Source organism: Shewanella marinintestina, from assembly GCF_023283845.1.
Taxonomy (GTDB): Bacteria; Pseudomonadota; Gammaproteobacteria; order Enterobacterales; family Shewanellaceae; genus Shewanella; species Shewanella marinintestina.
The window spans coordinates 78919-104327 of record NZ_JAKILC010000016.1 but is presented as its reverse complement, the minus strand read 5'-3'; the positions used below and the strand labels follow the sequence as shown (position 1 = coordinate 104327).

Here is a 25409-nt window from a genome sequence, read left to right as displayed (position 1 = left end):
GGCTAGCAGCTAAAAAGTTTCACGAATGGGTATAACCTTAAAAGCGATAACCTAAACTCATCATAAAACTACTACGAGTGCCGATACCGACTTCCATCAGTAAGTCGATGTTTTTAGTTAGACCTATTTGACTACCTATCAGACCATTCCATTTATCAGCCAAATGCTGATTTACCTCAAACTTTGCATCTCCAAGTGGGAAGCCAATATCGCGCAAATAGCCACTAAAGGTTTGCTCTACGTTTTGATACATAGCACCAACCCAAATTTGAATATCGTGGTTGTTATAGCTGGTGCGATAACCTGCTCGTGGGGAAACCACTATACTGCTGATCTCGCCATCAAGGATGTTTAGGCGAGTGTTAGTATAATTAACATCAAGTAAGGCAAACCAATTATCAATACCTCCAACTAACGTACCACCGACTCCGTATGTAGAACCTCTAAAGTCCAATACAAAATCAAAAGGCGCACTGCTGACATTGCACGGGTTAATGGTGCACACCCAGTCAGGAAACAAAGAAGACAAATCGGCTTCTAGCTGAACATTGGCTACACTACTGCCAGTTGTTTTGCCCAGCACACCATAAAGGTTTAAAAATGGCAGCACCCAAACGTCGCCTCTTAGTGTCAAGGTTTCTGAGTCTTGCACTGCTTCACTGCCCTTTATGCTGAGCATGTCATCTAATGGGCCTAAACCAGTAAAACCAACAGAGTCGACAACAAGAGGTTGATCCATCGACATATAGTTAAGGGAGATCCCATAAGGCTTTGGCAGTTCATGACCGAGATCCATCGCTTCTTGAGCCCAGATAGGAAACACCCGATCATAACTCGGCTGTTGTGGCTCACGCTCAATCGATTCAGAGTGAACAGGGGAAACAAAAAGCAGCACTGTAAGTGCTGCTAAAAAAGTAGTCATTTTAAGCATTTAAAGATTAAACCTTAGCTGAAAATAAGAATCAGATATCGTACTAAAAGTAGTTTGCCGCAGTTTTGTAATGGCAGGAAACAATTAACGTAGGCGAATTATCGCTCAACAAGATGAACTCAATCTGAAATTCTGCACGCGACGCGCACAGATTAGAGTTCAAACTCTAATTTAACAGTTCGCGCTTAGTTAACACAAATTCTCAGATAAACTAAAATCGATAACGGCCATAGTAATACGGCCGCTACTCGCGGATAACTGCTTAATCGTCAGCTAAATCAGAAAAATCACCTGCTTGTTCCGGCGTCACTAGGCTAAAGGTATTTGGACTAATCTGACGCTGTAAAATGATATCGACCATTGTGGTTTGATCAGCTTTTAAAAGTCTAGTCACTTGCTTGCTATCAGAATGATACTCAGCATTTTGGTAATAACACATCCCTTGTTCTGGCCTAGGCTCAATGCGTATGCCTATTTTCCCATTAGCCACTTTAGCGATTTTGGCAGCGTCAAAATAAAAGGTCATTACGTGGTTATTTTGATGATTTTTTTGCTTATCAAGCATAAAGCCGGGCTTAAATACGTTGGGAGAAAAACCTGTACCTGAAAGCAAAATGATATCGAAGTCTTCTACTGGCAAGCCAGTATCGTCAATCACGCGTACCACAAGCATACAACCACTCACCTTAGACCTAACCAATGAGCTTGCTTGGTGCATTTCATCTGCTAGTTGTTGATACTGCTTATGACTATTAACATTTAAACAATCAATGATTCGATGAACCACATGTTTTTTACTCGCATTACGAGTGGTAACTGAACCCATAATGCCTTTTTCACTGCCGCTATGGCTGGCATTTTTTATTAACTCAAAAGCAGTGTGCTGCTTAGGTTCTAAATATTTAGCAACTTGCAACTTGGTCACACAACTCGCATCGAAACTATTACAGGTTTGCGCCGTTTGCGCTAACACTATATGACTAAAATTAAGGTTAGCGGAGGCGGCTCGAACTACACCATCAGAGCCTTTTTCTGCAGTATAACTATTGAGGAAATCGTAAAACTTCGGGTCAATCGTAGTGCCGGTCAACACAAACGGAAGCGGTCCAATTAAACTAAAATCATTAAGCCAATGTAAATTCAATTGATATTGGCCATCACTACCAAGCTCCAACCAGTCGAGTATTCTCCGTCCGGGTTCAATGCCTGAAAAAAAGCTTTTAATCCGCCCTACCCTCGATTTACCTAATTGGGCTAATGCAGAGCCATGATTTGCTGGAGCGAGCATGATCAAGTGAGTAAGAGGGCAATGAGCTAACTGCTCGCCAACATAAAACATTTGCAACCATTGACGTAAAACCGGTGCGCCAGTGGAATGAGTGATCACCGCAAATGGCTTATCACCAAGCAAATCAATACGCGCATTATCAAATGCTTTAGCGAGATCGGTTAGGCGAACTTCATCATCAAAACTGATATAACGTCCAAGATAAATATGCCGAATAGTAAGCTCAGTAGAGCCTTGCATTCGCTTTTCTATTGCCTGGGGTAATTGAGCATAAGTGTCAGTATCAGTAACACTCCATCCATGAATAAACACTAAATCCATTATGACCTCGATAAAATCCAACTTGCCTTTAGGTGACAAAACGCTTCGACTTATTTATATAGTCAAAATTAGCTAATTAATAATTTTCAATAGGTTACCAAATGCTATTCGGTATCTATATAGCAAAATAGTCAACTTCAGCGATCGTTAATACCATTCAGTTATTATTCAGCAAGCCTGCCCTATGATGTGCCCAACAAAACGCGACACCGACTTAATTTATCCTACACTGGAGCACAACATGAAAACTAAATCACTTATCTTAGCGTCTGTAATGGCAACGGCAATCTCGGCACCAACTATGGCGGCAGACTGGTTTGTTGGTGGCGGTGTTGGCGCCCAGCAGAACACTTATAAAGGTTCTTACGACCCAGCACTACAAAACCCAATTGCTGGAGGTCCTCAAACCGAGCACTTTAAAGAGACTGAAAATAACGTTATCTATGAAGTCAGAGCGGGTGTTTATCTAAATGATGCTAACCGTGTTTATGGTACTTACTCATATAACTCTGATGACTTAAGCCGTCAGCAAAGCTTCTTAATGTCTTATGACTACTTAGTCGGCCTAGGCGATAGCAATAAGCTTAATTGGTTTATTGGTGCGACAGCAGGTATGAATCATATCAGCCCAGATACTAGCGTCCTAGACTCAAAAAATCGCTTCGTTTGGGGTGGTCAAACGGGTCTAATGTATAAGATTAACGACAAGGTAAGCACCGAAATTGGTTACCGTTACCTGAAGCAAGATTATGATGTAAGTGGTCCAGTACCAACGCCATACAATGGTATTGCAGCGGGGTCTGAAACAGCCTCATTGAACGATAGCCAACAACTTTACCTATCGGTTGATTACCGCTTCTAAAACGCCGTAAATAGAAAAGCCCGCCACAGACTTAAGTTAGTGGCGGGCTTTCGCTATATAAGCCTATAAATTAATAACAAGTGACTCTGTTTGCAGACTAAATAGAATTCTCGACTAATGCATCTGCGTGGCTCCACCTATTAAAAGCGGCCAACATCAGTATTGCTGCCGCAGCCACAGCCAGCCACGCCCAACTCATCGACACTCCAAGGTTTAGTAACTGAAAACCAATCAAAGCACTCAAAGCCGCAATAATTGCAAACGGCAGTTGGGTAATGACATGGTCATGGGGCTGACAACCAGAACTTGTTGCACTAATAACACTGGTATCAGATATCGGTGAGCAATGGTCACCAAATACAGAGCCAGCCATTACCGCGCTTAAACAAGGTAATAATAAAGATGGATCCACCGCTAACGCAACTTCGGCGCCAATAGGGATCATAATAGCGAACGTCCCCCAACTTGAGCCGGTAGTAAATGCCATTATCGCGCAAAGTAAAAATGTTCCTGCCACCAACACTTCTTGTGACAAGAAAGCCTCTGCCCAATTTGCCAGCAGCTTAGCTACGCCCAGATCGGCAATGACAGCGCCTATCATCCAAGTAAAAAGTAGAATAAAAATCGCAAAGCTAATAGCACGTATACCTGATATTAAATCACCAATGAGTAACCTTAACGTGCGCCCATCTAACTTCAACATAACGACAGCCAACAATGTCGCCAACAAACAGGCATTTCGCATGGCGCTGCCAATATCGGCTGCAGTGATCCAATCAGTAATGCTGTCACCCTGAGCATTGCTAGCACCTGAATATAAGGTCAAACCGATTGATGCGAGTAATAACGTCGCCATAGGTAAACCTAACAACCAAGGGCTGCCTGCATCAACTTCATCATTGGTTTGTATAGCAGCAGTATCCGAGTCAGAGTTAAAACCAATACCGAACCACGCTATCAGTAAAGACAGCAAAATAACGGTAATAGCGTAAAAGTTAGTTTTAGCGATTTCAATAAATGACTCGAGCGGAGTTAATGGCAGTAACGTGATACCCGCCAGAATGGCCATGACATAGGGGCCCCAACTTGAAAAAGGCAACAAGGCACATAAAGGAGAAGCATTTGAGTCCACCAGGTAAGCAATCTGTTCTCGAGACATATTGTATCTTTGGCTCAAAGGCTGACAAACATGCCCAACCGCCAAGCAACTAAAGATTCCATCGATAAAAACGACCCAGCCTAATAACACCACACCGATCCGCGCTTGGCGACCACTCTTTATTCGATGATACAGCCAATCAGCAAAACGCTTAACAGCTCCGCCGCGAGCAAGTAACTGCGTCATCATGCCAAGTAGGATCATCGCCGCTAAAACATTTAAGTGCCACGCTTGCCAATGACCATCGCTATAGAGCTGTAACCAAGCTTTATCTGCCATATAGCTTAACGTTTTCGACAAGCTAAAATCCGTGATAATCAGCGCACCAGAGACAATTCCCGCACCTAAAGCAACTAAGGTTTTACGTAAAATGAGCGCTAAACTTAAGGTTAGCAACAGGGGAATAAGAATCAGCAAACTATTGCTCATAGCCAAGATCCAATAGGAAATAAATAGAAGAATACTAACGACTTAGTAACAAGTACAAAAAAAATCATTTTCCAACGAATTTATCGCGTCTTTTTTGCTCATTTAGCATAATTAGCTATTCAGCAATAGCCCGTCACTGCTAGAATCGGAGCTATCATCTCGCTATTAAAGGGACTCCCCATGAGCCTAGAACTATTATCAAAATTGGAAACTAAAATCCAAGCTGCGTTAGAAACTATTGAGCTACTAAAAATGGAGCTTGAAGAAGAGAAGCAGACAAATACAGGTCTGTCAGAGCAGAACCAACAGCTACAGCAGGAACTTAACTCTTGGAATGAGAAAGTGACTGGTTTAGTTGGTCTACTCAACGACGAAGTTAACTAAATTCCTAACGTTATGCAGTTTGCATCTCGTTACTTTGAGACTCAATCAACTCATTGAGCTCTAAAATAGCCTGCTTAACTTTAGGCAGGCTTTTTCTTGGCAACAAGAACCTGCCTTTATCAAATTCTAGTCGCCCCAAATCTTTTACCCAGATTACCCCAGTAAGAAAAATGCGCGCGTGTTTTACAATTAGCTTAGGTGCATAGACAGGAAAAACTCTCACAAGACCTCCCGACAACTTTGGTTTGTTGTTATTAATTTTTAAGTTGGACAGGTGTTTTACCACGAGAGTTTCATTTATTTGAGCATTTAATTGTAAATTTTTGAATCAGAATGTTAGAAAAAATAATTTATTCTTGGCAATCAGATGTATAACTCATTTTCAAAATAAATACTTATTTTTAATTGACGCTTGCCAGATTTTTGACGCTCTGTTACCGTTTAAATGTTACTCAGGGTAACATTGAGCTACTAGCTCGATAGCCGTGCTTCTTGCGATCAGGAAGTGCGGTTTTTTTATGCTGGGAGTTTAGTTAAGCCGCTTTTCTTATAAGCAAAGAAAATGGGTCGAAACAACAGTAAGTCGTTTTCTTTAATAAAGATGAACAAACACAACTACCACGGCTTGGCTACCTATGGTGATTAGCATCGCTCACAATTATAAGATGCCGGGCATAAATCCTTTCTTAGGCTGTCCCAGCGTTCAGGGATCAGTACTTCCATATACAAAAAAGGAGCCTATTGGCTCCTTTTTTAGCTATCGCGACAAATTACTTTTGTGTTGCTAAGTAATAAGCGATATCAAGCAATTCTTGGTATGACTTAATCGCACCCGTTTCGACACGGTACTTACCATTAACGACAAGCGCTGGAACACCCGCAATCTTTGCATTTTCAGTATCACGCTTCATCTTAGACATCTGTGCGTTCACCATAAATGACTTAGCCGCAGCATCAAATGCTTTAGGCTCAACACCATTAACGACGAAAACAGCTTTAATATCATCTAAGTTAGTGAAGTTTTGCTTCTTATCTTGGATTGCAGAGAAAAGTGCTTTTTCCATTTTCTCTTCAATTTTTAGCTGGTGGGCAATAGCAAAAGCGCGAGACATTTCAACACCCATTTGACGACCAATAAACTCGACATGGTTCTGCTTGAAAGTTACACCTTCAGGCAAAGTCGCTTTGATCTTTGGCACTTGCTCTTTAGCAAACGTGTAGCAATGTGGGCAATAAAAAGAGAAGAACTCAGCAATCTCCGGTTTAGCCGTACCTGGACCTTCATTAATAACTGTGTAGTGCACACCTTCTTCATACTGAGCTGCCATTGCAGCCATCGGTGCCATCAATAGTGCAAATGCAACTAATAAAGCTTTTTTCATCTCGATTCCCCTGGATGCTCTTTGCATCACCATAGTAATTTGGACATAACATAATGTGCTTTTGAGTCGACCTCAAGCGCAAAAGTTCATTTTTCTGTTACAAAATCCCTGTCTTAGCTGCTTTTAAAACTAATATTGCGGTGTCAAACTCAAGGGAGTTTCATCAAGCGCAGCCAACTGCTCTTTAAAAGCTAAAATTTGCTGTTCCCAATATTTATCTTCCGCAAACCAAGGGAAGTTCATTGGAAAAGCGGGATCTTCCCAACGGCGACTTAACCACGCATTATAATGCAGCATTCGCATCGCTCGCAGTGGCTCTATTAATTTAAGCTCTCTACTATCAAACTCACAAAACTCTTCATAACCTTCAAGCAAGACTTCTAATTGCAATAATTGTTGTGGTCTATCGCCAGCAAGCATCATCCAGATATCTTGTACCGCAGGGCCCATTTTAGCGTCATCAAGATCAACAAAACCTGGACCATCAGGAGTCCATAATATATTGCTAGGATGCAAATCACCATGAAGACGAATTGCACGATATTGCTCTGGCTGCCACAGTGCAGATGCTTTTTCTAAAATTTGCTCAACCACAGTGAAGTAAGGCAGTTCAAGGCTTGCTGGAATATGTCCTGATCCTTTAAGCCATGTTAATGACTCTTGGCCTAACAGCTTTGGGGACATTACATCACGATAAATGAAATCAGCCTGCTTCGAATATTGGTGGATACGACCGATAAAGCGACCAACTTGTTCTAACTGATCTAGGTTGTCGACTTCAAAGGCTCTACCACCAATAGAAGGGAACAGAGCAAACCTAAAGCCTTGATACTCATGTAGTGACTTACCATCAATAATCACTGGTGTTGCAATTGGAACTTCTTGATCTGCAAGAGCTGCAGAGAAGTCGTGTTCCTCCTGAATTTGCGCATCGCTCCAACGTTCAGGTCGGTAAAACTTAACCACATAACGTTGGCCTCGGTCACAACGAAACTGATAAACCCGGTTTTCATAACTGTTTAACGCCAACAAGCCGGTTTCAGGGTAAATCCCCAGGGTTTCTATCGCCGTTAAAATCAAATCTGGAGTCAACGCCTGATAATGGAACGCCGAGCTAGACTCTTGCTCTTGTGGCGCTTGAGGAGGGATTATATTCATATTAATTTGCTCAATTTCCCATGGCCTAGCTTAAGCTTCGGTCACAAAATTCTATAATAGCGCTCAGGCTAAACTTGATAAGGCCGTATTAACTCTGCCAAATAGACCAACACTTCAAACTCATCTTCTCTGTCAGTTGATAACCAACAGATATCGCCGTAAAACTCATAATTCAGCTGTAGATGTGTCCCTTCAAACTCGAGTAACCACTGGTGACGGTCTGCTCCCCACTGCTTTTCTAAGACTCGGCAATCCAAGGCTTTAGCAAATGGTTCCGCAAACAACTCAAACTGTTCAAAATCAATATCAGCCTGCACTGCTAAACTTAATGTTTCGCGGTCTAATTTAATCGAGATTAATTGCATTAGTTTACTCTTATTATTGTATTTGTATCGATAAACATTCGCTTGGCGCCTAACTGCTACAAGACATTATCAAACCTTGGCCCCAATCCGGCGGACGTTTAGCTAAATGTTCGAATTCTGCTTGCTCATCAAAAGGGGTTTGTAGCACCTTTTGCAACTGATGTAGTGGGGTTAAATTACCTTCTTCAACAGCAATTATTGCCTCTTGAGCTAAATAATTTCGCAAAACATATTTAGGGTTAACTTGATTGCGAGCAACCTGCCATTGATGAACCTCATCAACTTTACCTAGCCGCATTTGGTATGCCTGATACCAAGTATCGAAACCGTTCAGATCAACAAAGTCATCTCGCAAAGCAGACGAACAGGCATTAGGGTCTAATAAACCGAATCGACGCCAAGTATTAGTATGATCTAAATGGTTTTTCTCCATCAAAGTCGTAAAGCCCCCGATTAACTCTAAATCACTTTGGTCTTGTTCTACACATTGGTAAGTGGTTGTTAGCCCTAATTTAGGGCGCATTAGCACAAGGTATTGCTGCACCAGTTCAACTTGGTAAAGGTTCAATGCAGCCACAAGATCATCAGATGGAATTATCGGTGTTAACGCCTGAGCTAAGCGTTGTAAATTCCATAGACCAATGCCCGGCTGCTGGCCAAATGCATAACGCCCCTCAGGGTCTGAATGATTGCAAATAAAGTCTTCTTTGAAGGTATCGAGAAAAGCAAAAGGACCAAAATCGAAGGTATCGCCGAGTATCGACATATTGTCAGTGTTCATCACACCATGCGCAAAACCGATTGTTTGCCAATGAGCAATCATCTTGGCGGTATCTGCTACTACACGGGCAAACCATGCTTTATATCCTAATGCATCACAGCTTAAATCTGGGTAGTGTTGCTTAATGGTGAAGTTCAGCAACTGTTTTAGCTTATCGGGTGCACCACGTTCACTGTGGCAAAAGAATTCAAAGTGACCAAATCGAATGTGACTCCTAGCCAGGCGCACTGTGATTGCAGCGGCCTCTTGCGTTTCTCGCCATACTGGTAAGTCAGAGCCAATAACGGCTAACGCTCGCGTAGTCGGGACATGCAAATGATGTAAAGCCTCAGAAATCAAAAACTCTCTTACAGCAGAACGCATAACTGCACGACCATCACCATGACGAGAATACGGTGTTGGCCCGCCGCCTTTTAGTGCCACATCCCAAGCGCCTTGTGGACCTAATGCTTCTCCAAGAATAATAGAGCGGCCGTCGCCTAATTGAGATGAGTAACTACCAAATTGATGACCACTATAAACCTGCGCGTAATAGCTTGCCCCATCAATAGCGGCGTTTCCTGACAGCCCTTGTAACAATGACTCTGTCGGCGCATTAATAGCAAGCAAATCGGCTGCATCTTGGCTCCATGCGAGCCAATGTGGGTTACTGATCCCAAGTGGGAAAACCTGCGAATAAAACTCTGGTAGCTGCTCAAAGAAGTCCTGTTTTAACTGCATGTTACTCCAATCCTGCTAAAGTGGGCCCAGTAGTTCGTCGCGTCAAGTTTACCCTTTACACCTATAATAGAGCTTCAACACTACGCTAATGAGTATTAGACAGCTATGTTGCAATAGATAATCTCGATATTCAACGCCTGTACGTAATCTGTCAAAGTAACCATAGCGTACAAAGCCTGAGGTTAACCCCGTTCAACTCATTCCTGATTGTAACAACCCCAATCCTTGACGCCGATATAAGCCAAAATCAGGATAAAGTGCTGACCCTTCACTATGACTCTTGCGGCGTAATAACGCTTTTACAGCTAAGAGACTTATCAGACGCTTCACACTGATAACCACACACATAAGTCCCATTATCATTACCACTTAAGCGCTTCAATCCTTTACCTTTAGCATGACATTGCTCAATCGACTCGTAGTAACCATTAATAAATTCACCTGATTCTGCTACGCTCGGCTTAGCTTCTTTGTCAGGGTAATAAAGCAATGTCCACTCTGGCGATTGGATACAAGCTGTTAAGCTCACCCCTGCGGCAACAACTAAACATAATGATTTAAGGTTCATGAAATACATCCTAATAAAACGTTAAAATAATAAGAAATGAAAAAGGCGAAATCCGTCTGGATTTCGCCTTTTGCTAACCATTAAGCTAATTCTACACAGCTTGGTTATGGATTGATTATTTTTCGCAGATTAACCCGCTTTATTCGCCTTTGCTTTGGCTTTTTCGATACGAACAATTCGTCCTGAAAAATCAGTAACTGTACCGTCCGTAAGACCATATTCAATTGCTGTTTTACAGATAGAAATAGCGCTATCAAATTCACCTTTATCATTAAGCAAGGTTGATAAATGCATCATGCCAGCGCCCTTAACATCAGTATCAGGATTCTCTGCTTTAACACCTTTTATAAAGGCAGCAAACACTTCAAGGTAACGCTGTGATAACCCTGCACCGTACTCTACATATTCAGCGGTTTTGCGTTGCTTATAACATTCTGCAACGGCAGCTGAGAGCGCAAGATGTTGAGTCGCGGAGTCATTAGCCGATTCGAAATCAGCTAATGCTTTAACCAACTTAGGGTTAGCCCAATCTAAATCACCCGACTCTGCGGTTTTCTCAACCGCCTCAGACTTAACAGCTTCTTCAGCTTTAACCGCTGGCACTACAACGGGGGGAGCTTCAACAATCACTTCTTCAGTATTGCCAGGCTCTGGCTCAGCAACAATATTGAGCTTCTCGGTAGGCACTTCTGGTTCAACTTCAACAGTAATTTTAGGTTCAGCCTTATCTTCAACAGTTGGCTCTACTACCACTTTTGGCTCTGGCTCTGGCTCTGGCTCTGGCTCTGCAGCTTGTTGAATTTCAGTTTCTGTAGCCTCTTTCGGCTCAAAACTCACGCCATCAACCGTTGGCGTAGAGGTAGGTTCAGACTGTTCAGGAGTGATATCTTTCATCTCTGACTCTGCCGCACTTTCCGTCGGCTTTGCTTGCTCTGCTGCCTGCTCTTTTTCGGCTTGTGCCGTTTTTTGAGTACGCATATAGAGATAAACACCTATTACAATCAGTAATATAATGGCAATTTCTTTCATTATCTTCCACCTGAGTTGGCCATAAAACACATCCCTTAAGCACTTTTTAGCTTTGGAGTGTGCAAAAATCAAACATTATTAATAATGCATTGTCTCGTCTAATATCAAGTATTTATATCTCTTTTTTAATCGGGTATCAAAAATATTCGTTTTTTGAATGTTACAAAGCATAAATAGCAGCCAAATTTAGCTGTTTTGACCAGTTAATTTTTCAAGAGGAGCAGGCTTGGCTAAGTAATATCCCTGAACAAGATCAACACCACAATGTTCAACAAATTCATATTCCTGCGCTGTTTCTACCCCTTCAGCGACAATTCTACAATTTGCGATGCAACCTAAAGTTGCAACCAATTTATAAACCTCTCTGCCCTTTTTCGACGTAGCATCTAATAATAACGACCTATCTATTTTGACCTTGTTAAATGGGTACTTTAGCAAATGCGGGAATGACGCATAACCGGAACCAAAATCATCCATAGAGATCGCAATATTTTTTGCCTGCAACTCTGTCATCACTCGAGTCAGGAACACCTTGTCACTCAACATAGCTTCTTCGGTAATTTCTATCTCTACTTTTGACGGACTAACTCCATAATGTGCTAATCGTGCTAGTAAATGACTTACAAAATCAGCTTGCTCTATGGACGCAACAGAGACATTTATTGCTACACGTCCACCTTCAGGCAAGTGCATTTTTTGCATATCAGTTAACACCAACTCTATGACTAACCTATCTAGTAGCGGCATCGATTTTAGTAATTGAAAGTCCGCAATAAATGTCGGTTGGCGAAGCTCGCCGCTATCATCAATATAACGAATTAAAGCCTCGTAATTATATTGGCTATGATCCTGCACCGATTGAATTTTCTGATAAAACATCACCAACTGTCCCTGCCTTAAGATTTGAGCAAGGCGTTTCTGTGCTGAAGATTGGCTAATATTATTGTTTGCAGAGTCTCTAACACTGCGTAACACGTTATTAAATATCGAACCTTCAGCTGCCGCAAAGCGAGTTGCAGGGTCAAGCGTAATTAAATGCCTACCAACATAAGCCAAATAGAAAGGTCGATAGATAAAAATACCAACGATAATGACCGCTATCTGTAATATCGCGCCGTCAATCTGCTCCCCCATGGCAAAGTAGCCACTAAAAATAGGCGGGGTTAACCAATTAACAATGCTGACTATAGGTGAAACAACGCCTAAAGCGATGCAGGAATACACAATCACAAAACTGACTAACGGAACAACAATAAACGGCACTATGAGTATAGGGTTGAAGAGGATCGGTAATCCAAATAGCAGTACTTCATTAATATTAAATAGCACCATAGGTATCGCGACGACAGCGAGCATTTTATGATTATATTTTTTGCTAAAAAGTAACACACACAATAATAAGCTAATGCAATTACCCGAACCGCCCATAGATAAAAACGCGTCATAAAAACCTTGGCTAATCACATTTATCGTGGCTTCACCTGCTTTCCAAGCTTCAATATTGGTTAGTGTATCAGCATAGATTTGCTGCTTAACGGCAAACAGCATGTTATGCCCATTAATTCCTACAGCCCCTAGCATGCCAAGAAGTGTTTGATATAACAAACCACCGCTAAACGTAAGTGGATTGAATCCAAATGATGAAACTTCCTCTCTAATATAATCCCCAATATGAATAATCCACTGAGAAAGCAACAAGGCAATAATTAGGAAACAGAAAATATGACCAATATATTTTATTAGCCTAGACGCAAAATCAAACGAATTAGGATCGAGTAAACGAATAGGAAAATACAGATAATATAAATAGGTCACAATGGCGCTTAATAGTGCAAGTAGCGGGTTATTAGGCAAGGTGTAGTTTGTTGATAAATCGAAACTTCCCAGCGAAAGGATATAGAAAAGTACTAAGCCATAAATAATAAAAATGGCGCTAGATGCGTTCGTTTTCTGTGATAAATAGTAGCAGGCAACGATACAAAAAGTCGTTGGATAGAGATTAATAAGAATGTTCGAAACATAGAACATTAACTCAGAAACATAATTAATCTCTATAAGGCTAAAAGCATGACCTAACAACATAGTTAACGAGTTAGCTAATGTAATTGGCAGCAGTAGTAATGCAATTGCAGCAAGATCAGATAAGTAGAGTTTAGAGCCTTGACTCAAGTTTGACACTCTAGCTGAGATATTGCGTAAAATCATGCGTAACAACCTTGAGCTAAACCCCAGAAAAAACATGCAGTAAGAGCGTTAACATTAAAAGTACAGCCACGCTCATCATGACCTTTTATCGCGATTAAATATATATTTTCCATAGCAAAATCTTAGAAGCGAAGCGCTACACCCAATTTGTATCTCGCTTCACCCTTAGCACTAAAGACTGGATAGTTATTTTTAAACTCAGGCTTAACATCCGCAGATTGTGATGCTACACCAAGTTGAATACTATCTTCTGCAAATAAGTTAACGACCTCGAATGTCACGGCGAGATAATCAGTAACATGGTATGCGCTGCTCAAATCGACCGTTGCATAGTCTTGATGCTCTCGATTACCGTAGTAGCCTGGCAGCTCTCTAATCATATATTCACTGCGCCAGTTATAGGCAAGCCGAGCAAAAAATGCATCTGTCTCATAGTAACTTACTAAGTTTACTGTATGTTTTGAAGAGTCAGAAAACACACCTATCTGATCAGGGTAATAGTGTGCTGGCGCGCTAGAATCGGAAAAAGTATAATTAACCGCATAACCTAAACCTGTTTCAAAGTTGCTTTGCAGCTGTAATTCAACGCCTTGAATGTAGCCACCGGAGCCATTTTTCTTGGTCGATACAGTCCAATTATCTTCGCCAGTATCAGGATCGACAATACCTATACTTTGATCTAGCAATTGTTCAGAGGTCACAAATGAACTGATATGTTTAACAAAGTAGGTCGCTGCGGCTAAACTTTCAGAATTAAAATACCATTCGAGGCCAATTTCGGCTTGCGTGGCTTTAAAAGGCTTTAACCCAATGTTGCCTTTATCAACAACTTCATTGCAGGGTAATCCGTCAGCAAAACCAGAAAGCGCAGAAGAAGCAAACATATCGTCATAATTAGGTCGGGAAATAACTTTGGCAGCTGCTGCACGGAGTAACAAATTGTCTCGCATGTTATAGGCAAGATTGATACTAGGTAACAGCTCACTATAACTAGATGCTAACCGACTCAATTCGTCGCTATAGGTGCCTTCGGCATTTAGCTGATAAAAATCTGAAGCCACGCTAGTAGCAACATAACGCAAACCAATATTGCCGCGAAGGCCTGCAGACTCAAAATTAGCCATTAGATATACCGCTAGATTGTCTTCGCTAATGGTACCGTAGCCGGACTTATATACTTGCCCATCTCGGTCAAAATAGCTTATCGCGGCTTTAGCATCATTAAGCATCGCATCAAAAATAGGCTTGGGCAGAGTAAAGCCCCCACCTGATGACACCGTGCCTGAGTAATAAGCCGATGCATTTTTGGCAAGCACATTAGGATTAAAAACGCCGTCAAATGACTCCTGCTTTACATCATGATCAGCCCAGCTAATCCCCATTTTAACAGCACTAATAAAATCTAACTCCACTGGTACAGTAAGATCGAGTTTAATATAGCTTTCTTGGTCAGAGTTTGGCTGTTTGCGAAGCGACCAACTCTCTGGTGCTAGTGGACCATTAAAGTCACTTGCTACAAAAGTTTTATCGGCGATATCGATATGTATTACATCACCAGTTGCATCATAGGTCCCGGCAAAATCATTGGCTTGCCCCAACCAAAATCCATAGTTAGCCGTCGTATTGGTTCCACCGTCAGATTGCGTATTACCCACTAATCCCTCTAGAGTGTAATTATCGGTTTCATAGGTAAAATCTAAATCATAGGTGTTTGAATCCATGCTGGCTTCACGCACCCACGTTTGTGCCCAGCCAGGATTAGCATCATCCGCACCACGGCGATAAAAAATGCAAGTTCCAGCTTCATTTCTTTGTTCGCAAGCTGCTTCTTTATCATCTGGAAACATAAGAAATAGTGAAGTGTTAGCATTATTAGCCTGCATATTAAGGCGCATAACATTTAAGCCCAATATTAAGTTGTCCGTAGCTTGATATTGTAAAGCCACATTAATGGCTGTGCGCTCGCGCTGCTGCTCAAAAGTCGTCGGCACAATATCACCCCAACCTATTTGAGACTCAATACCATTACGCTGATAACGCGTTTTCGCATTAGCTACCGCAAGCAAAACACCTAAGCTTTCTTCATTGTTTTTCCAGCTGTATAAACCAGAAAATTCAGGGTCAACTTTTTCTGATACACTGCCATAATCTTGTTTAGTACTAAAGAAGAGTGAATTGGCATCTAAATCCAACGGTTTTCGAGTATTAATGATAACAGTTCCACCAACACCACCCTCAGCGATATCCGCTTGGGAAGATTTATAAACCTCAATATCTCCCACTACTTCAGGCGGTAATAAAGAATAATTAAAACTACGATCTGTTGTTTGCTGATCAAACCATCCTGTTGATGCTACGGAGTGACCATTTAATAGGGTGCTCGTTAGTTGATTCGATGCACCTCTAATAGATACCTGCTGCCCTTGTCCAAATTGGCGGTTAACTGCAATGCCTGGCATTCTGGCTAATGACTCTGCTACATCTGCGTCGGGAAACTTACCGATATCCTCGGCAGTCACTATATCAATGACCGAATCAGCAAACCTTTTGCTGTTAATGGAGGCCTTCATTGAAGCTTGGATCCCATGTACCTCGATTATTTCAATTGAATCTTCAGTAATAAGCTCACTTGCCTTAGCTTGTGGCATTACAGCCAACAGAAAAACAACCAATGACTTAAATATTTGAGTCGGCTGTAAACAAGGTTTAAGGATCGGACGATCTATCCCTATTAATCGCAATAAGGAATATCTCAAAGTATCAATTGTCATGTTAAAAGTGGTGCCATATATCAATGGCATCGCAACATTCAGCGCCGTGCCAATATTAGGAATAGCTAGTGCATCCCTGATAAAAAAGAGTGATTTTGATTCTTGTAGACTTACAAGCTACTTTAGGAAGGGCTATGGAAGTTAACTTCAATCTTGCTTTAAATATTAGCAAGCTAAGTAACTTAAACAGATATAGAAAACCTCAATGTAGAACTACCCTATACATGTTCGGTAACAGCACTATATTTGTCGCTATCCATTTGCGTATGTTGCTAATATTTAGTCTAAAAATTTTTGACATAAAAATGTCGCGGCGGATTTTAAGCCAGTGTGAATCACTCTGACAAGCGTAATTTATCCTTACATAAAAATAATCCCAGATTAATCGCTATTGTTATCAATGATTGAGTGATTAAAACTGCTTTTACGCCAAATAAAAACCTAATGTTTATTACAGGGTACAGATTTTAGCTCTGCCATGAACTACAGATGTTAGTAACCAAAACCAATATTTTGTGCACATCTTCAAAGTTTCATCGTTATATTTTGTCAGCTAATGCTAAGCCTCTTATCATAATAAATAACCCAGTAGCTTACTAAGGTATCCCATGGCATTAGAACAACTTCTCAGTGGTAAACTTCTTCGAGAGTTTGAAACCATTTCAGCTATGGTTAAAATTTACTGTAAAGCGCATCATACCGATGCAGAACAACATCCTTGCGAAGAATGCGCTAGCTTTATTGAGTATGCTCATGTTCGTTTAGATCGTTGCCCTTATGGCCAAGATAAGCCCACATGTAATAAATGCCCAGTGCACTGCTACAAACCCCATATGAAAGCCAAAGCTCGTGAAATAATGATTTTTGCAGGCCCAAGAATGCTACTTCCTCACCCGATTATGGCAATTAGACATTTAATGTCTGAGCGCAAAAACGCTCCTGCTAAACCACCTAAAGCAAACTCAAACCGCCACCAGCGACTAAGTTTAAACGATAAAGATTAGGCTGTATCGCTACTATAAAAGAGACTCATTTTAGAATTTCAACAGGCATCTACCTTAGTATTTGCCACCAGCTTGCCGTATGCAAAATTCACTACTAGACTTTTGAAAAGTAAAAGGACTTATTCAAAATCGAGACAAGTTTAGCTCGACGAGTACGAGGCAGCACGGAGGCTGAAGTTTGAGCAAAGAAATCCTATTGGTCGAAGATAACAGAGTCATGCAACTGCTCATGACTAAAATGCTGTCTTCACGAGGCTATCAAGTTATTACCGCTATCAATGGTAATCACGCGCTTAAGCAACTAGAAAAATCGCCCTCTATTCAATTGGTTCTCAGTGATTGGATGATGCCGGAACTTAACGGTATCGAACTGTGCTTTCGTCTCAAATCTCCAGATTATGGCCGCTATATTTTCTTTATCTTACTGTCTGGCCGTGACGATGATGATTCAATTGTTGAAGGCATTAATGCTGGTGCCGATGATTTTATTGCAAAAGAAACCAATATTAACGAGCTAGATGCTCGCCTAAAAGCTGGCTTTAGAACCTTAGAACTACATAACCAATTAGTCGCTAAAAATATTGAGCTCGACCGCGCTTACGCCACCATTCATCAAGATTTAGATTCCGCTAACGCTCTTATACGTCGAATGCTACCTAAGCAAACCAGTTTTCCAGGCGTTGAACTGCATTACACTCACATACCCAGTGCACAAATTGGCGGTGATATGCTCGGCTGCATGCAGCTCGATGAGGAGCATGTTGCAGTCTATCTCTTTGACGTTGCAGGCCACGGTGTTGCCTCAGCATTAATGTCATTTGCTATTCAGCAAAGCTTAAGTGCCAACACTGGCACGCATTCAAACGTCAAACGAAAAAAAGACACCGACCCATTTTATATGCTTAGAGATCCCAGCGAAGTTCTCGCTAGGTTAAACCAAAGCTACCTCAGCCAAGACAACAACAATCTATATTTCACTATGGTGTATGCCGTGCTTAATATCCGCAACGGTACATTAAGCTACGCCAGTGCAGGGCATCCCCCCATGATCTGGCTGCAGAAGCAACAACAATGTTCACACTTTATTGAGCAAGACAGCTTTGTAGCAGGCATGTTTGATTTTGCGAGCTATAAAACTGAACACGTGCAACTCCATCATGGCGATCGCATCTTTTTATATTCTGACGGCATCACTGAAGCAGAATCTGCTAACAATCAACAATATTCCGAACTGGGCTTAAAAGAACTAGTACAAAAACTAGCGCCACAGCCAATCAACGAGCAAACAGAAACTATTGTAAGCATTGTAAAGGGCTGGTGTGGCATAGAGCAATTTGATGATGACATCAGCTTGCTAACCTTTGAATGGAAAGGAAACTAAACGAGGAAATATCATGCAATTCGACATAATTGAAAAAGGCCAATATACGGTAATCCAAATTAATGAAGCACGGTTTGATGCCAAGCTAGCTCCCTCTTTTAGAGAAGAGTTAGAAAATATTAAAGGCAATATTCGTGACCATCTAGTACTGGATTTAAGCCATGTGCGTTTTATGGATAGCAGTGGACTTGGCGCAGTAATGGGCGCTTATAAGATGTTGCGTAATACAAAAATCAGCATAGTGAATCCACAAAAATCAATTCTAGACCTGCTCAAACTCACTCGTATGGACAAACTAATTTTAAGCCATCCAACGATTGAATCAGCATTAGCAGCAACGGCATAAAGAGGTAAATGTAATGAAAGGGATGATACTCGCCGCAGGGAAAGGCACTCGAATAAAACCAATCTCTTATGCTATTCCTAAACCCATGGTGCCTATCTTGGGTAAACCCGTTATGGAATCGATGATCCAGCTCTTTGCCAAACACGGCATAGATAAAATAGTGGTTAATACCAGCCATTTAGCTGAGATCATTGAAAATTACTTTGGCGACGGTCACCACTTTAATGTTCAATTGTCATACTCCTATGAAGCCAAAGAAATAAACGGTGAGTTTATTAGCCAGGCATTAGGCAGTGCTGGTGGTATGCGCAAAATCCAAGATTTCTCAGGGTTCTTTGACGAGACCTTTGTGGTTGTTTGTGGTGATGCTTGGATCGATCTCGATCTAAAAGAAGCCATTGAACACCATAAAAAGCATGGTGGACTTGCAACAATTATTACCCGTGAAGTCGAAACTTCTGAAGTCAGTAAATATGGCGTTATTGTCACCGATAAATATTGTCAGGTCACAAGCTTCCAAGAAAAACCTGCCGAAGAAGAAGCACTTTCAAATAAAATTAACACTGGTATTTATATCTTTGAGCCTGCCATCTTTGACTTTATCCCAAAAGATGTTGAATTTGATATTGGTAGTGACCTTTTCCCATTACTCGTTGAGAGACAAGCTAATTTCTATGCCGTCAATATGGACTTTCAATGGCTTGATGTTGGCAAGGTTAAAGATGTATGGGAGGTCACCAGCGATATTTTAAACGGCAAAGTTAAGGGCTACCCTATTCCAGGGACTCAAGTGTCTCCCGGTGTATGGGTCGGCATAAATTCTCGAGTCGATATCTCGAAATGCAAGATCACTCCTCCTGTCATTATCTGTAGTGGCTGTGAAATTCAAGATGGTGCCACCATCATTGGCCCTGCAGTTATTGGCGCAAATTGTAAAGTCGAAAGCAAAAGTCTAGTTAGTAATACGCTTATCTGTGATTACATCCACTTAGCAGATGATGCTTATATCGTTAATAAAACCATGTTTGGCGATTACCTGCTAGGCCATGATGGCTATACACAAGTTTTGGCTGATTGCCAATACGTACATATTTTAAAAAACCGCAATGTCTCTCGGCCGTTACTTGGTAAATCCAGTGTTGGTTCCTTTTATAAAGATGATCTTTCGCTACCAACAGCCCCTACGCCACTACATCAAGTCAAATAAGGGGCGACGAGTGAATACAAGGACGTTTCACAAACAATACTCAAGCAGCCTAGACGCTTCTCGTCTTGTGGCTGCTGATATTGTGCCATTTTGGCAACAACTCGGTGTTGCAGTCACCACAATAGATCAAATGGAGCTGTGCTTAGTGGAGTTAGTCAACAATGTGTTTGAGCACGCTTATGCTAATAACGAAGGTTCACTTTTTGATATTAGCTCTTACCTAAATGCAACCAAGCAGCTCACTATTGAAATCTCTGATTATGGCAACACTATGACACCACAAACCCTGACGGATTTAGCCAATGCTGACTTTATTGAACCTGTGGCCGACGACCCATCTACATGGCTACAAAGCAGCAGAGGGTTAAAGATTGTTAAACAGCTAGCAGACACATTTGAGTACACCACAACGGCAAACAAAAACACATTCAGACTATTAAAAGAAGCTAGCGTAGCCAATGGTAAAGCTTAACCCATAGAGCACAGCTACAAACACTATTGATAAGTCATATGGTAAGAAAGATAGGGAGAAGGCTAAATGGATTTTTACTTCAATGAGTTTGAAAAGCGCAAGCCGCCCGAACCAACTCCCTATAGTTTACCGAGAGAGTTACTTTATCAATACCTGGCGACCTGTAATATCTGCCTAGGCATTTGGTATCTCGTTTGGCGCTGGGGATTTGCATTAAACTACGATGCCATGTGGTTTTCGCTGCCACTAGCATTCGCTGAATCTTGTGCCTTCATTGGCACAATACTCTTTACGTTTAATCTTTGGAAAACTAAAGATGAACCGCGACAAAGTCCCCCAAAATCTATCAATCAATGTATCAATGAGCCAATGGAAGATAGGCCGTTAAGCGTTGATATTCTGTTTCCAACTTACGATGAAGAACCTGAACTGGTCGCTCTGAGTATTAAAGATGCTCTTAAGGTACGCTACCCACACGACATCGAGATTAGAATTTTTATTTTAGATGATGGCAAACGCCCTGAAATGGCCGAGCTAGCCCAAAAGATGCAGGTTGAATATATCACCAGAGACAATAATGTAGGTTACAAAGCCGGTAATCTGCGTAATGCCTTAGAGCAAACTTATGGCGATTTTATTGTTATTTGTGATGCAGATACCCGCCCATTCCCGTCTTTATTAGAAAACACTTTGGGCTACTTTAAAGATGCCGATGTGGCTTGGGTACAAACACCGCAATGGTTCTTTGATTTACCAGCAGGAGAGCGCTTACCACTATGGCTAAAAAGTCGTTTAGGTACTCCGTTTGGCTGGCTAGGTAGTGCCATTGAAAAAATTTATGGTCCGGTCACCTTAGGTAAAGATCCATTCGCTAACGACCCACAGATGTTTTACGACATCATTCAGAGAAGACGCAATTGGGCTAACGCTTCATTTTGCTGTGGTGCTGGTTCAATCCACCGCCGGGAAGCCGTTATGGAAGCAGCTTTACGTAGCTATAGTCACCAGATAAGCCAGGAACATGATGCGGTAGAAAAACAGATACGCAAACTGACTAAAGAGAAGCAAGTCGATAGCAGCATCTCGAATAATCTACGTCAGGAGATCATCTTTGATACTGAATTCACCCCTTATAAATTCCACGTATCAGAAGATATTTATACATCACTCATTCTTCATGGCGATACCGAGCGTCAATGGCGTTCAATTCAACACCCGAAAATAGAAAGTAAAATGTTGTCCCCTCAAGATCTGCAAAGCTGGACGGTACAGAGATTCAAGTATTCTGGTGGCTCTATCGATATCTTTATGAACGATAACCCCTTGTTTAAAAAAGGCATGAGTCTCAAGCAAAAGTTTATGTATGGGGCGAGCTTCTGGTCTAATTTATCAGCCATCTGGAATATCATTTTCCTAGCCTGTCCCATCGTTTATTTCCTAACAAGTATTGCACCTGTTAGTGCTTATGACACGACTTTCTACATGCATTTTTTACCCTTTGTGATTACCGCAGAGCTAGCCATGATGGTTGGTACTTGGGGAGTTGCTGGTTACCAAGGAAAGACCAATTTCTTATCATTTTTCCCAGTGAATTTAAAAGCCCTTTGGACTGTTTTACGTGGCAAGAAAATTAGTTTTCCAACAACACCTAAGAGCAGACAACAAGGCCGCTTTTTACACTTAGTCATCCCACAAATTGCTGTATTAGCATTGAGCGCAGTCAGTATGGGGTTTGCCTGGTATGCCTACAGCACACAAGCCTTTGGCAATTACTCACTAGGCGGGCTTATTTTAAATAGCTTTTGGGCCATCAATAACATGATGGCTATGTGGGGGATGATCGCTGCAGCCTGTTGGTCACCACCCACCACCAATGCCACCAGCCAAGTGAATGTAGAGGAGTTAAACTATGGAATCGACTAGCTCATGGGTTAAAGCACGCCATCATATTGTCTTTTTAGCAGGCCTATTCACCGCGCTAGTTATTGCATTTAGCATTGAAACTCGAGAGTACAACCAGGTACTCGGCAATCTGTCCTTTACGCCAAGTGAACCCATTCCTTTTAGGCAAAGCAGAGTCTTAACGGACCAAGAGTATCAATGGGCCAACATTGCGTGGCAGTATTTCGAGAATAACTACCAAGACAACACAGGTTTGGTTAATTCAGTTGATGGTTACCCTTCAACGACGATGTGGGATACTGCATCATATTTAATGGCGCTGATATCTGCCCATAGGCTTAATATCATTAGCTTTGAAGAGTTCAGCCTGAAAACAGAAAAAGCACTCAACTCACTCGCGAGGTTGCCATTGGTCCGCGATGAGCTGCCTAATAAAGCCTACAACACTCAAACATTAGCCATGGTTGACTACGACAATACCCCTGTAGAGGGCGGTATTGGCTGGTCGGCGATTGATATTGGTCGCATTTTAGTACCAATGAATATTCTCATTTGGCAGTATCCGAGATTTAACCGTCAGGTAAACGCCGTACTCCAGCACTGGCAAATTGAAGCCATGACCCAAGATGGTTACCTCTATGGCGCCCGCCTTTCAACGGGCAATGCTTTAGAGCTAGTCCAAGAAGGCCGTATTGGATATGAGGAGTACGCCTCTAAAGCACTAAGTTTAATGGGGCGAGATGTTTTTAATGCCCTCAAATATGCCGATTATTTAAAACTGATCGAAATCAATGGTATCGATATCCCTACCGATAGCCGCGACCCAGCTAAATATCATGCTCACAACTACGTGGTTAGTGAGTCATATATCTTAGACAGCATCGAATTTGGCGGCGACAGTATCTCTAAGGTGTTTGCTTATAGGGTCTATAAAGCACAAGAACAACGCTTTAAGCAACAAGGTATATTAACCGCTGTGAGTGAGGATCATATCGACCAAGCGCCATATTTTGTTTACAACACGGTTTTTTCTGACGGTAAAAAATGGAATTCAATTACAGATACAGGTGCCGATGCTTCAGCTTTTAAAACGCTATCTACCAAAGCCGCATTCGGCTGGTATTCACTGTATGACACCCCCTATGCCACCAAGCTAATCAATGGTGTCGATCAACTTAATTCTGATTCTGAAGGTTGGTATTCCGGCCTGTATGAAAGTAATGGCGAAATAAATAAAACACTGACGGCCAATACCAACGGCATTGTCTTAGAGTCTCTTGCTTATATTCAAAGTGGCGCACTACTGAATATTGGTGCTGATATCCAACAATAAAGGGGACAATATGCGACTAGCACTACTCTTATGTATAGCGGCAACTGTAACTGCTTGCGGTAACAGTTATCAAGGGTTCTCCAATGATATTGTTAAACGCCACACCCATTGGAATACTCCCAAACCGCGCTCTGGTGAATTAACAGAAAAAGAGCTAGAAATGGCGACTATCGCTTGGAAATACTTTGAAAATAATTACCAAGAATCGACAGGATTAGTGAATGCGGTAAACAATTATCCCTCGGTGACTTGGTGGGATGCCTCATCCTATTTAGCCGGAATGGTCAGCGCTTTAGAATTTGGCATCATTAATAAAGAAGAGTTTGATCGACGTTTTACTCGCTTTATTACAACTCTGAATACCCTAGATTTATTTATGGGTGAGCTGCCCAACAAAGCTTATAACACCCAAAATGCAGCAAAAGTTGATTACGCCAACCAGCCTGGAGAAATTGGCTACTCGGCATTAGATTTGGGGCGACTACTTATCTGGTTGCACATCATTAAACACAGGTTTCCTCAGTATGCTAGCGCTATTGACTCAGCAGTACTACGCTGGAACTTCTGTAATGTCGTTGATAAAAACGGCACCATGTTTGGCGCATTACTTGAACCAGGTAAAGCCGTGCAATACCTGCAAGAAGGTCGCTTAGGTTATGAGGAATACGCAGCCAAGGGCTTTGAGCTGTGGGGCTTTAATACCGAGCAAGCCCTTATGCCTGAACCCTACGCAACTATCAATATGTATGGTTATGATATCCCCTATGATACGCGCGACCCTCGTAAACTAAAGGCCCATAGTTATGTTGTGACGGAGAGCTATGTATTGGATGGCATTGAGCTTGGGTGGGATCTCACCAGTGATAGATCTGCTCATAATGATGACTATACCCATGACTGGATTGCCGACTTTGCCCTACAAATATATCGAGTACAAGAAAAGCGTTACCACGAAACAGGCATTATTACTGCCAGAACTGAGCACCAACTCGCTGGTCCGCCTTATTTTGTGTACGACACCATTTACACTGATGGCTTTGCTTGGAATACGATTTCAGAAGCAGGAGAATTCTTACCCCAATACGCTGCGGTAGCAATAAAAGGGGCTATGGGTATGTGGGTTCTTTGGGATACTGAATATACCGACTTACTATTTGAGCATGTCAGCCATGTTTATGATCGAGAGAAAGGTTTTTACGAGGGAATTTATGAAAACGGCACAGGCCTAATCGACACCTTTACGTCAAATAATAACGGGATCTTACTCGAGATCTTACTCTATAAAAAACAGGGGAAGCTGTTGCAATACCAAACCCAAACAGCACCTAGCTTATGGGATAAAGCATTACAGAACCCTTTTGAATATCAAAACCAATGCCTACCTAAACCGTCATTATCACAATAAGGCGTA

At 41.7% G+C, this 25409-nt stretch carries 22 protein-coding genes; 10 read left to right on the top strand and 12 right to left on the bottom strand.

Annotation, left to right across the window (positions count from 1 at the left end; translation table 11 throughout):
• Nucleotides 1–37: 37 nt before the first annotated feature.
• A complete protein-coding gene (locus L2747_RS16370) occupies nt 38–931 on the bottom strand; it encodes a virulence protein (RefSeq protein WP_249000080.1) in 894 nt (297 codons plus the stop codon).
• Between the two features lie 262 nt (nt 932–1193).
• Nucleotides 1194–2540 (bottom strand): esterase/lipase family protein, encoded by a 1347-nt coding sequence (locus L2747_RS16365; RefSeq protein WP_249000079.1) that lies wholly within the window; start codon nt 2538–2540, stop codon nt 1194–1196.
• Between the two features lie 241 nt (nt 2541–2781).
• Here L2747_RS16365 and L2747_RS16360 point away from each other — a divergent pair, with 241 nt between their 5' ends.
• The gene (locus L2747_RS16360; protein ID WP_249000078.1) at nt 2782–3402 is read left to right on the top strand and encodes an outer membrane beta-barrel protein; all 621 of its coding nucleotides are present in this window, start codon (nt 2782–2784) and stop codon (nt 3400–3402) included.
• Nucleotides 3403–3499: 97 nt separating this feature from the next.
• Here the strand turns inward: L2747_RS16360 and L2747_RS16355 are convergent, their stop codons facing one another.
• A complete protein-coding gene (locus L2747_RS16355; RefSeq protein WP_249000077.1) occupies nt 3500–4990 on the bottom strand; it encodes a Na+/H+ antiporter NhaC family protein in 1491 nt (496 codons plus the stop codon).
• Nucleotides 4991–5170: 180 nt separating this feature from the next.
• On the opposite strand from L2747_RS16355, the gene L2747_RS16350 reads away from it, so the two are divergent.
• Nucleotides 5171–5374, top strand: coding sequence for a cell division protein ZapB (locus tag L2747_RS16350; protein ID WP_249000076.1), 204 nt, complete (start codon nt 5171–5173; stop codon nt 5372–5374).
• 10 nt (nt 5375–5384) lie between these two features.
• Here the strand turns inward: L2747_RS16350 and L2747_RS16345 are convergent, their stop codons facing one another.
• The 9 genes from L2747_RS16345 to L2747_RS16305 form a co-directional block, all read right to left on the bottom strand.
• Nucleotides 5385–5597 carry a DUF1107 domain-containing protein gene (locus tag L2747_RS16345; RefSeq protein WP_248471478.1) on the bottom strand — a complete coding sequence of 71 codons (213 nt, stop codon included), beginning with the start codon at nt 5595–5597 and terminating at the stop codon, nt 5385–5387.
• Between the two features lie 547 nt (nt 5598–6144).
• Nucleotides 6145–6756 (bottom strand): thiol:disulfide interchange protein DsbA/DsbL, encoded by a 612-nt coding sequence (locus L2747_RS16340; RefSeq protein WP_249000075.1) that lies wholly within the window; start codon nt 6754–6756, stop codon nt 6145–6147.
• A 129-nt stretch (nt 6757–6885) separates the two neighbouring features.
• Entirely contained in the window at nt 6886–7914 is a 1029-nt protein-coding gene (locus L2747_RS16335) for a serine/threonine protein kinase (RefSeq protein WP_249000074.1), read from the bottom strand.
• A gap of 68 nt (nt 7915–7982) precedes the next feature.
• A complete protein-coding gene (locus L2747_RS16330; protein ID WP_249000073.1) occupies nt 7983–8279 on the bottom strand; it encodes a DUF3630 family protein in 297 nt (98 codons plus the stop codon).
• A gap of 49 nt (nt 8280–8328) precedes the next feature.
• Nucleotides 8329–9780 carry a protein adenylyltransferase SelO gene (locus L2747_RS16325; protein ID WP_249000072.1) on the bottom strand — a complete coding sequence of 484 codons (1452 nt, stop codon included), beginning with the start codon at nt 9778–9780 and terminating at the stop codon, nt 8329–8331.
• A gap of 271 nt (nt 9781–10051) precedes the next feature.
• Entirely contained in the window at nt 10052–10348 is a 297-nt protein-coding gene (locus tag L2747_RS16320; protein WP_249000071.1) for a hypothetical protein, read from the bottom strand.
• A gap of 129 nt (nt 10349–10477) precedes the next feature.
• Nucleotides 10478–11377: a hypothetical protein gene (locus L2747_RS16315; protein WP_249000070.1), complete on the bottom strand. Its 900-nt coding sequence runs from the start codon at nt 11375–11377 to the stop codon at nt 10478–10480.
• Nucleotides 11378–11563: 186 nt separating this feature from the next.
• Nucleotides 11564–13582 carry an EAL domain-containing protein gene (locus tag L2747_RS16310; protein ID WP_249000069.1) on the bottom strand — a complete coding sequence of 673 codons (2019 nt, stop codon included), beginning with the start codon at nt 13580–13582 and terminating at the stop codon, nt 11564–11566.
• A gap of 122 nt (nt 13583–13704) precedes the next feature.
• A complete protein-coding gene (locus tag L2747_RS16305; RefSeq protein ID WP_249000068.1) occupies nt 13705–16230 on the bottom strand; it encodes a TonB-dependent receptor in 2526 nt (841 codons plus the stop codon).
• Between the two features lie 731 nt (nt 16231–16961).
• Here L2747_RS16305 and L2747_RS16300 point away from each other — a divergent pair.
• The 8 genes from L2747_RS16300 (at nt 16962) to L2747_RS16265 (ending at nt 25403) form a co-directional block, all read left to right on the top strand.
• Entirely contained in the window at nt 16962–17357 is a 396-nt protein-coding gene (locus L2747_RS16300; protein WP_249000067.1) for a nitrous oxide-stimulated promoter family protein, read from the top strand.
• A 178-nt stretch (nt 17358–17535) separates the two neighbouring features.
• Nucleotides 17536–18738 carry a SpoIIE family protein phosphatase gene (locus L2747_RS16295; protein ID WP_249000066.1) on the top strand — a complete coding sequence of 401 codons (1203 nt, stop codon included), beginning with the start codon at nt 17536–17538 and terminating at the stop codon, nt 18736–18738.
• 13 nt (nt 18739–18751) lie between these two features.
• Nucleotides 18752–19084 carry an STAS domain-containing protein gene (locus tag L2747_RS16290; protein WP_249000065.1) on the top strand — a complete coding sequence of 111 codons (333 nt, stop codon included), beginning with the start codon at nt 18752–18754 and terminating at the stop codon, nt 19082–19084.
• 13 nt (nt 19085–19097) lie between these two features.
• Entirely contained in the window at nt 19098–20291 is a 1194-nt protein-coding gene (locus L2747_RS16285; protein WP_249000064.1) for a nucleotidyltransferase family protein, read from the top strand.
• A gap of 10 nt (nt 20292–20301) precedes the next feature.
• Nucleotides 20302–20763 carry an ATP-binding protein gene (locus L2747_RS16280; RefSeq protein ID WP_249000063.1) on the top strand — a complete coding sequence of 154 codons (462 nt, stop codon included), beginning with the start codon at nt 20302–20304 and terminating at the stop codon, nt 20761–20763.
• Between the two features lie 66 nt (nt 20764–20829).
• Complete coding sequence (locus tag L2747_RS16275) at nt 20830–22686, top strand: glycosyltransferase family 2 protein (protein ID WP_249000062.1); 1857 nt, start codon at nt 20830–20832, stop codon at nt 22684–22686.
• Complete coding sequence (locus tag L2747_RS16270) at nt 22673–23998, top strand: DUF3131 domain-containing protein (protein ID WP_249000061.1); 1326 nt, start codon at nt 22673–22675, stop codon at nt 23996–23998. Before L2747_RS16275 ends, L2747_RS16270 begins: the two co-directional genes overlap by 14 nt.
• A gap of 10 nt (nt 23999–24008) precedes the next feature.
• The gene (locus L2747_RS16265) at nt 24009–25403 is read left to right on the top strand and encodes a DUF3131 domain-containing protein (protein WP_249000060.1); all 1395 of its coding nucleotides are present in this window, start codon (nt 24009–24011) and stop codon (nt 25401–25403) included.
• Nucleotides 25404–25409: the final 6 nt, after the last annotated feature.

Bases quoted from the DNA above. Each gene is read 5' to 3' on its own strand.
- L2747_RS16290 (WP_249000065.1), top strand. From the start codon at position 18,752: ATGCAATTCGACATAATTGAAAAAGGCCAATATACGGTAATCCAAATT.
- L2747_RS16340 (WP_249000075.1), bottom strand. From the start codon at position 6,756: ATGAAAAAAGCTTTATTAGTTGCATTTGCACTATTGATGGCACCGATG.
- L2747_RS16335 (WP_249000074.1), bottom strand. From the start codon at position 7,914: ATGAATATAATCCCTCCTCAAGCGCCACAAGAGCAAGAGTCTAGCTCG.
- L2747_RS16370 (WP_249000080.1), bottom strand. From the start codon at position 931: ATGCTTAAAATGACTACTTTTTTAGCAGCACTTACAGTGCTGCTTTTT.
- L2747_RS16315 (WP_249000070.1), bottom strand. From the start codon at position 11,377: ATGAAAGAAATTGCCATTATATTACTGATTGTAATAGGTGTTTATCTC.
- L2747_RS16365 (WP_249000079.1), bottom strand. From the start codon at position 2,540: ATGGATTTAGTGTTTATTCATGGATGGAGTGTTACTGATACTGACACT.
- L2747_RS16350 (WP_249000076.1), top strand. From the start codon at position 5,171: ATGAGCCTAGAACTATTATCAAAATTGGAAACTAAAATCCAAGCTGCG.
- L2747_RS16310 (WP_249000069.1), bottom strand. From the start codon at position 13,582: ATGATTTTACGCAATATCTCAGCTAGAGTGTCAAACTTGAGTCAAGGC.
- L2747_RS16285 (WP_249000064.1), top strand. From the start codon at position 19,098: ATGAAAGGGATGATACTCGCCGCAGGGAAAGGCACTCGAATAAAACCA.
- L2747_RS16270 (WP_249000061.1), top strand. From the start codon at position 22,673: ATGGAATCGACTAGCTCATGGGTTAAAGCACGCCATCATATTGTCTTT.
- L2747_RS16320 (WP_249000071.1), bottom strand. From the start codon at position 10,348: ATGAACCTTAAATCATTATGTTTAGTTGTTGCCGCAGGGGTGAGCTTA.
- L2747_RS16305 (WP_249000068.1), bottom strand. From the start codon at position 16,230: ATGCCACAAGCTAAGGCAAGTGAGCTTATTACTGAAGATTCAATTGAA.
- L2747_RS16330 (WP_249000073.1), bottom strand. From the start codon at position 8,279: ATGCAATTAATCTCGATTAAATTAGACCGCGAAACATTAAGTTTAGCA.
- L2747_RS16355 (WP_249000077.1), bottom strand. From the start codon at position 4,990: ATGAGCAATAGTTTGCTGATTCTTATTCCCCTGTTGCTAACCTTAAGT.
- L2747_RS16265 (WP_249000060.1), top strand. From the start codon at position 24,009: ATGCGACTAGCACTACTCTTATGTATAGCGGCAACTGTAACTGCTTGC.
- L2747_RS16325 (WP_249000072.1), bottom strand. From the start codon at position 9,780: ATGCAGTTAAAACAGGACTTCTTTGAGCAGCTACCAGAGTTTTATTCG.
- L2747_RS16300 (WP_249000067.1), top strand. From the start codon at position 16,962: ATGGCATTAGAACAACTTCTCAGTGGTAAACTTCTTCGAGAGTTTGAA.
- L2747_RS16275 (WP_249000062.1), top strand. From the start codon at position 20,830: ATGGATTTTTACTTCAATGAGTTTGAAAAGCGCAAGCCGCCCGAACCA.
- L2747_RS16360 (WP_249000078.1), top strand. From the start codon at position 2,782: ATGAAAACTAAATCACTTATCTTAGCGTCTGTAATGGCAACGGCAATC.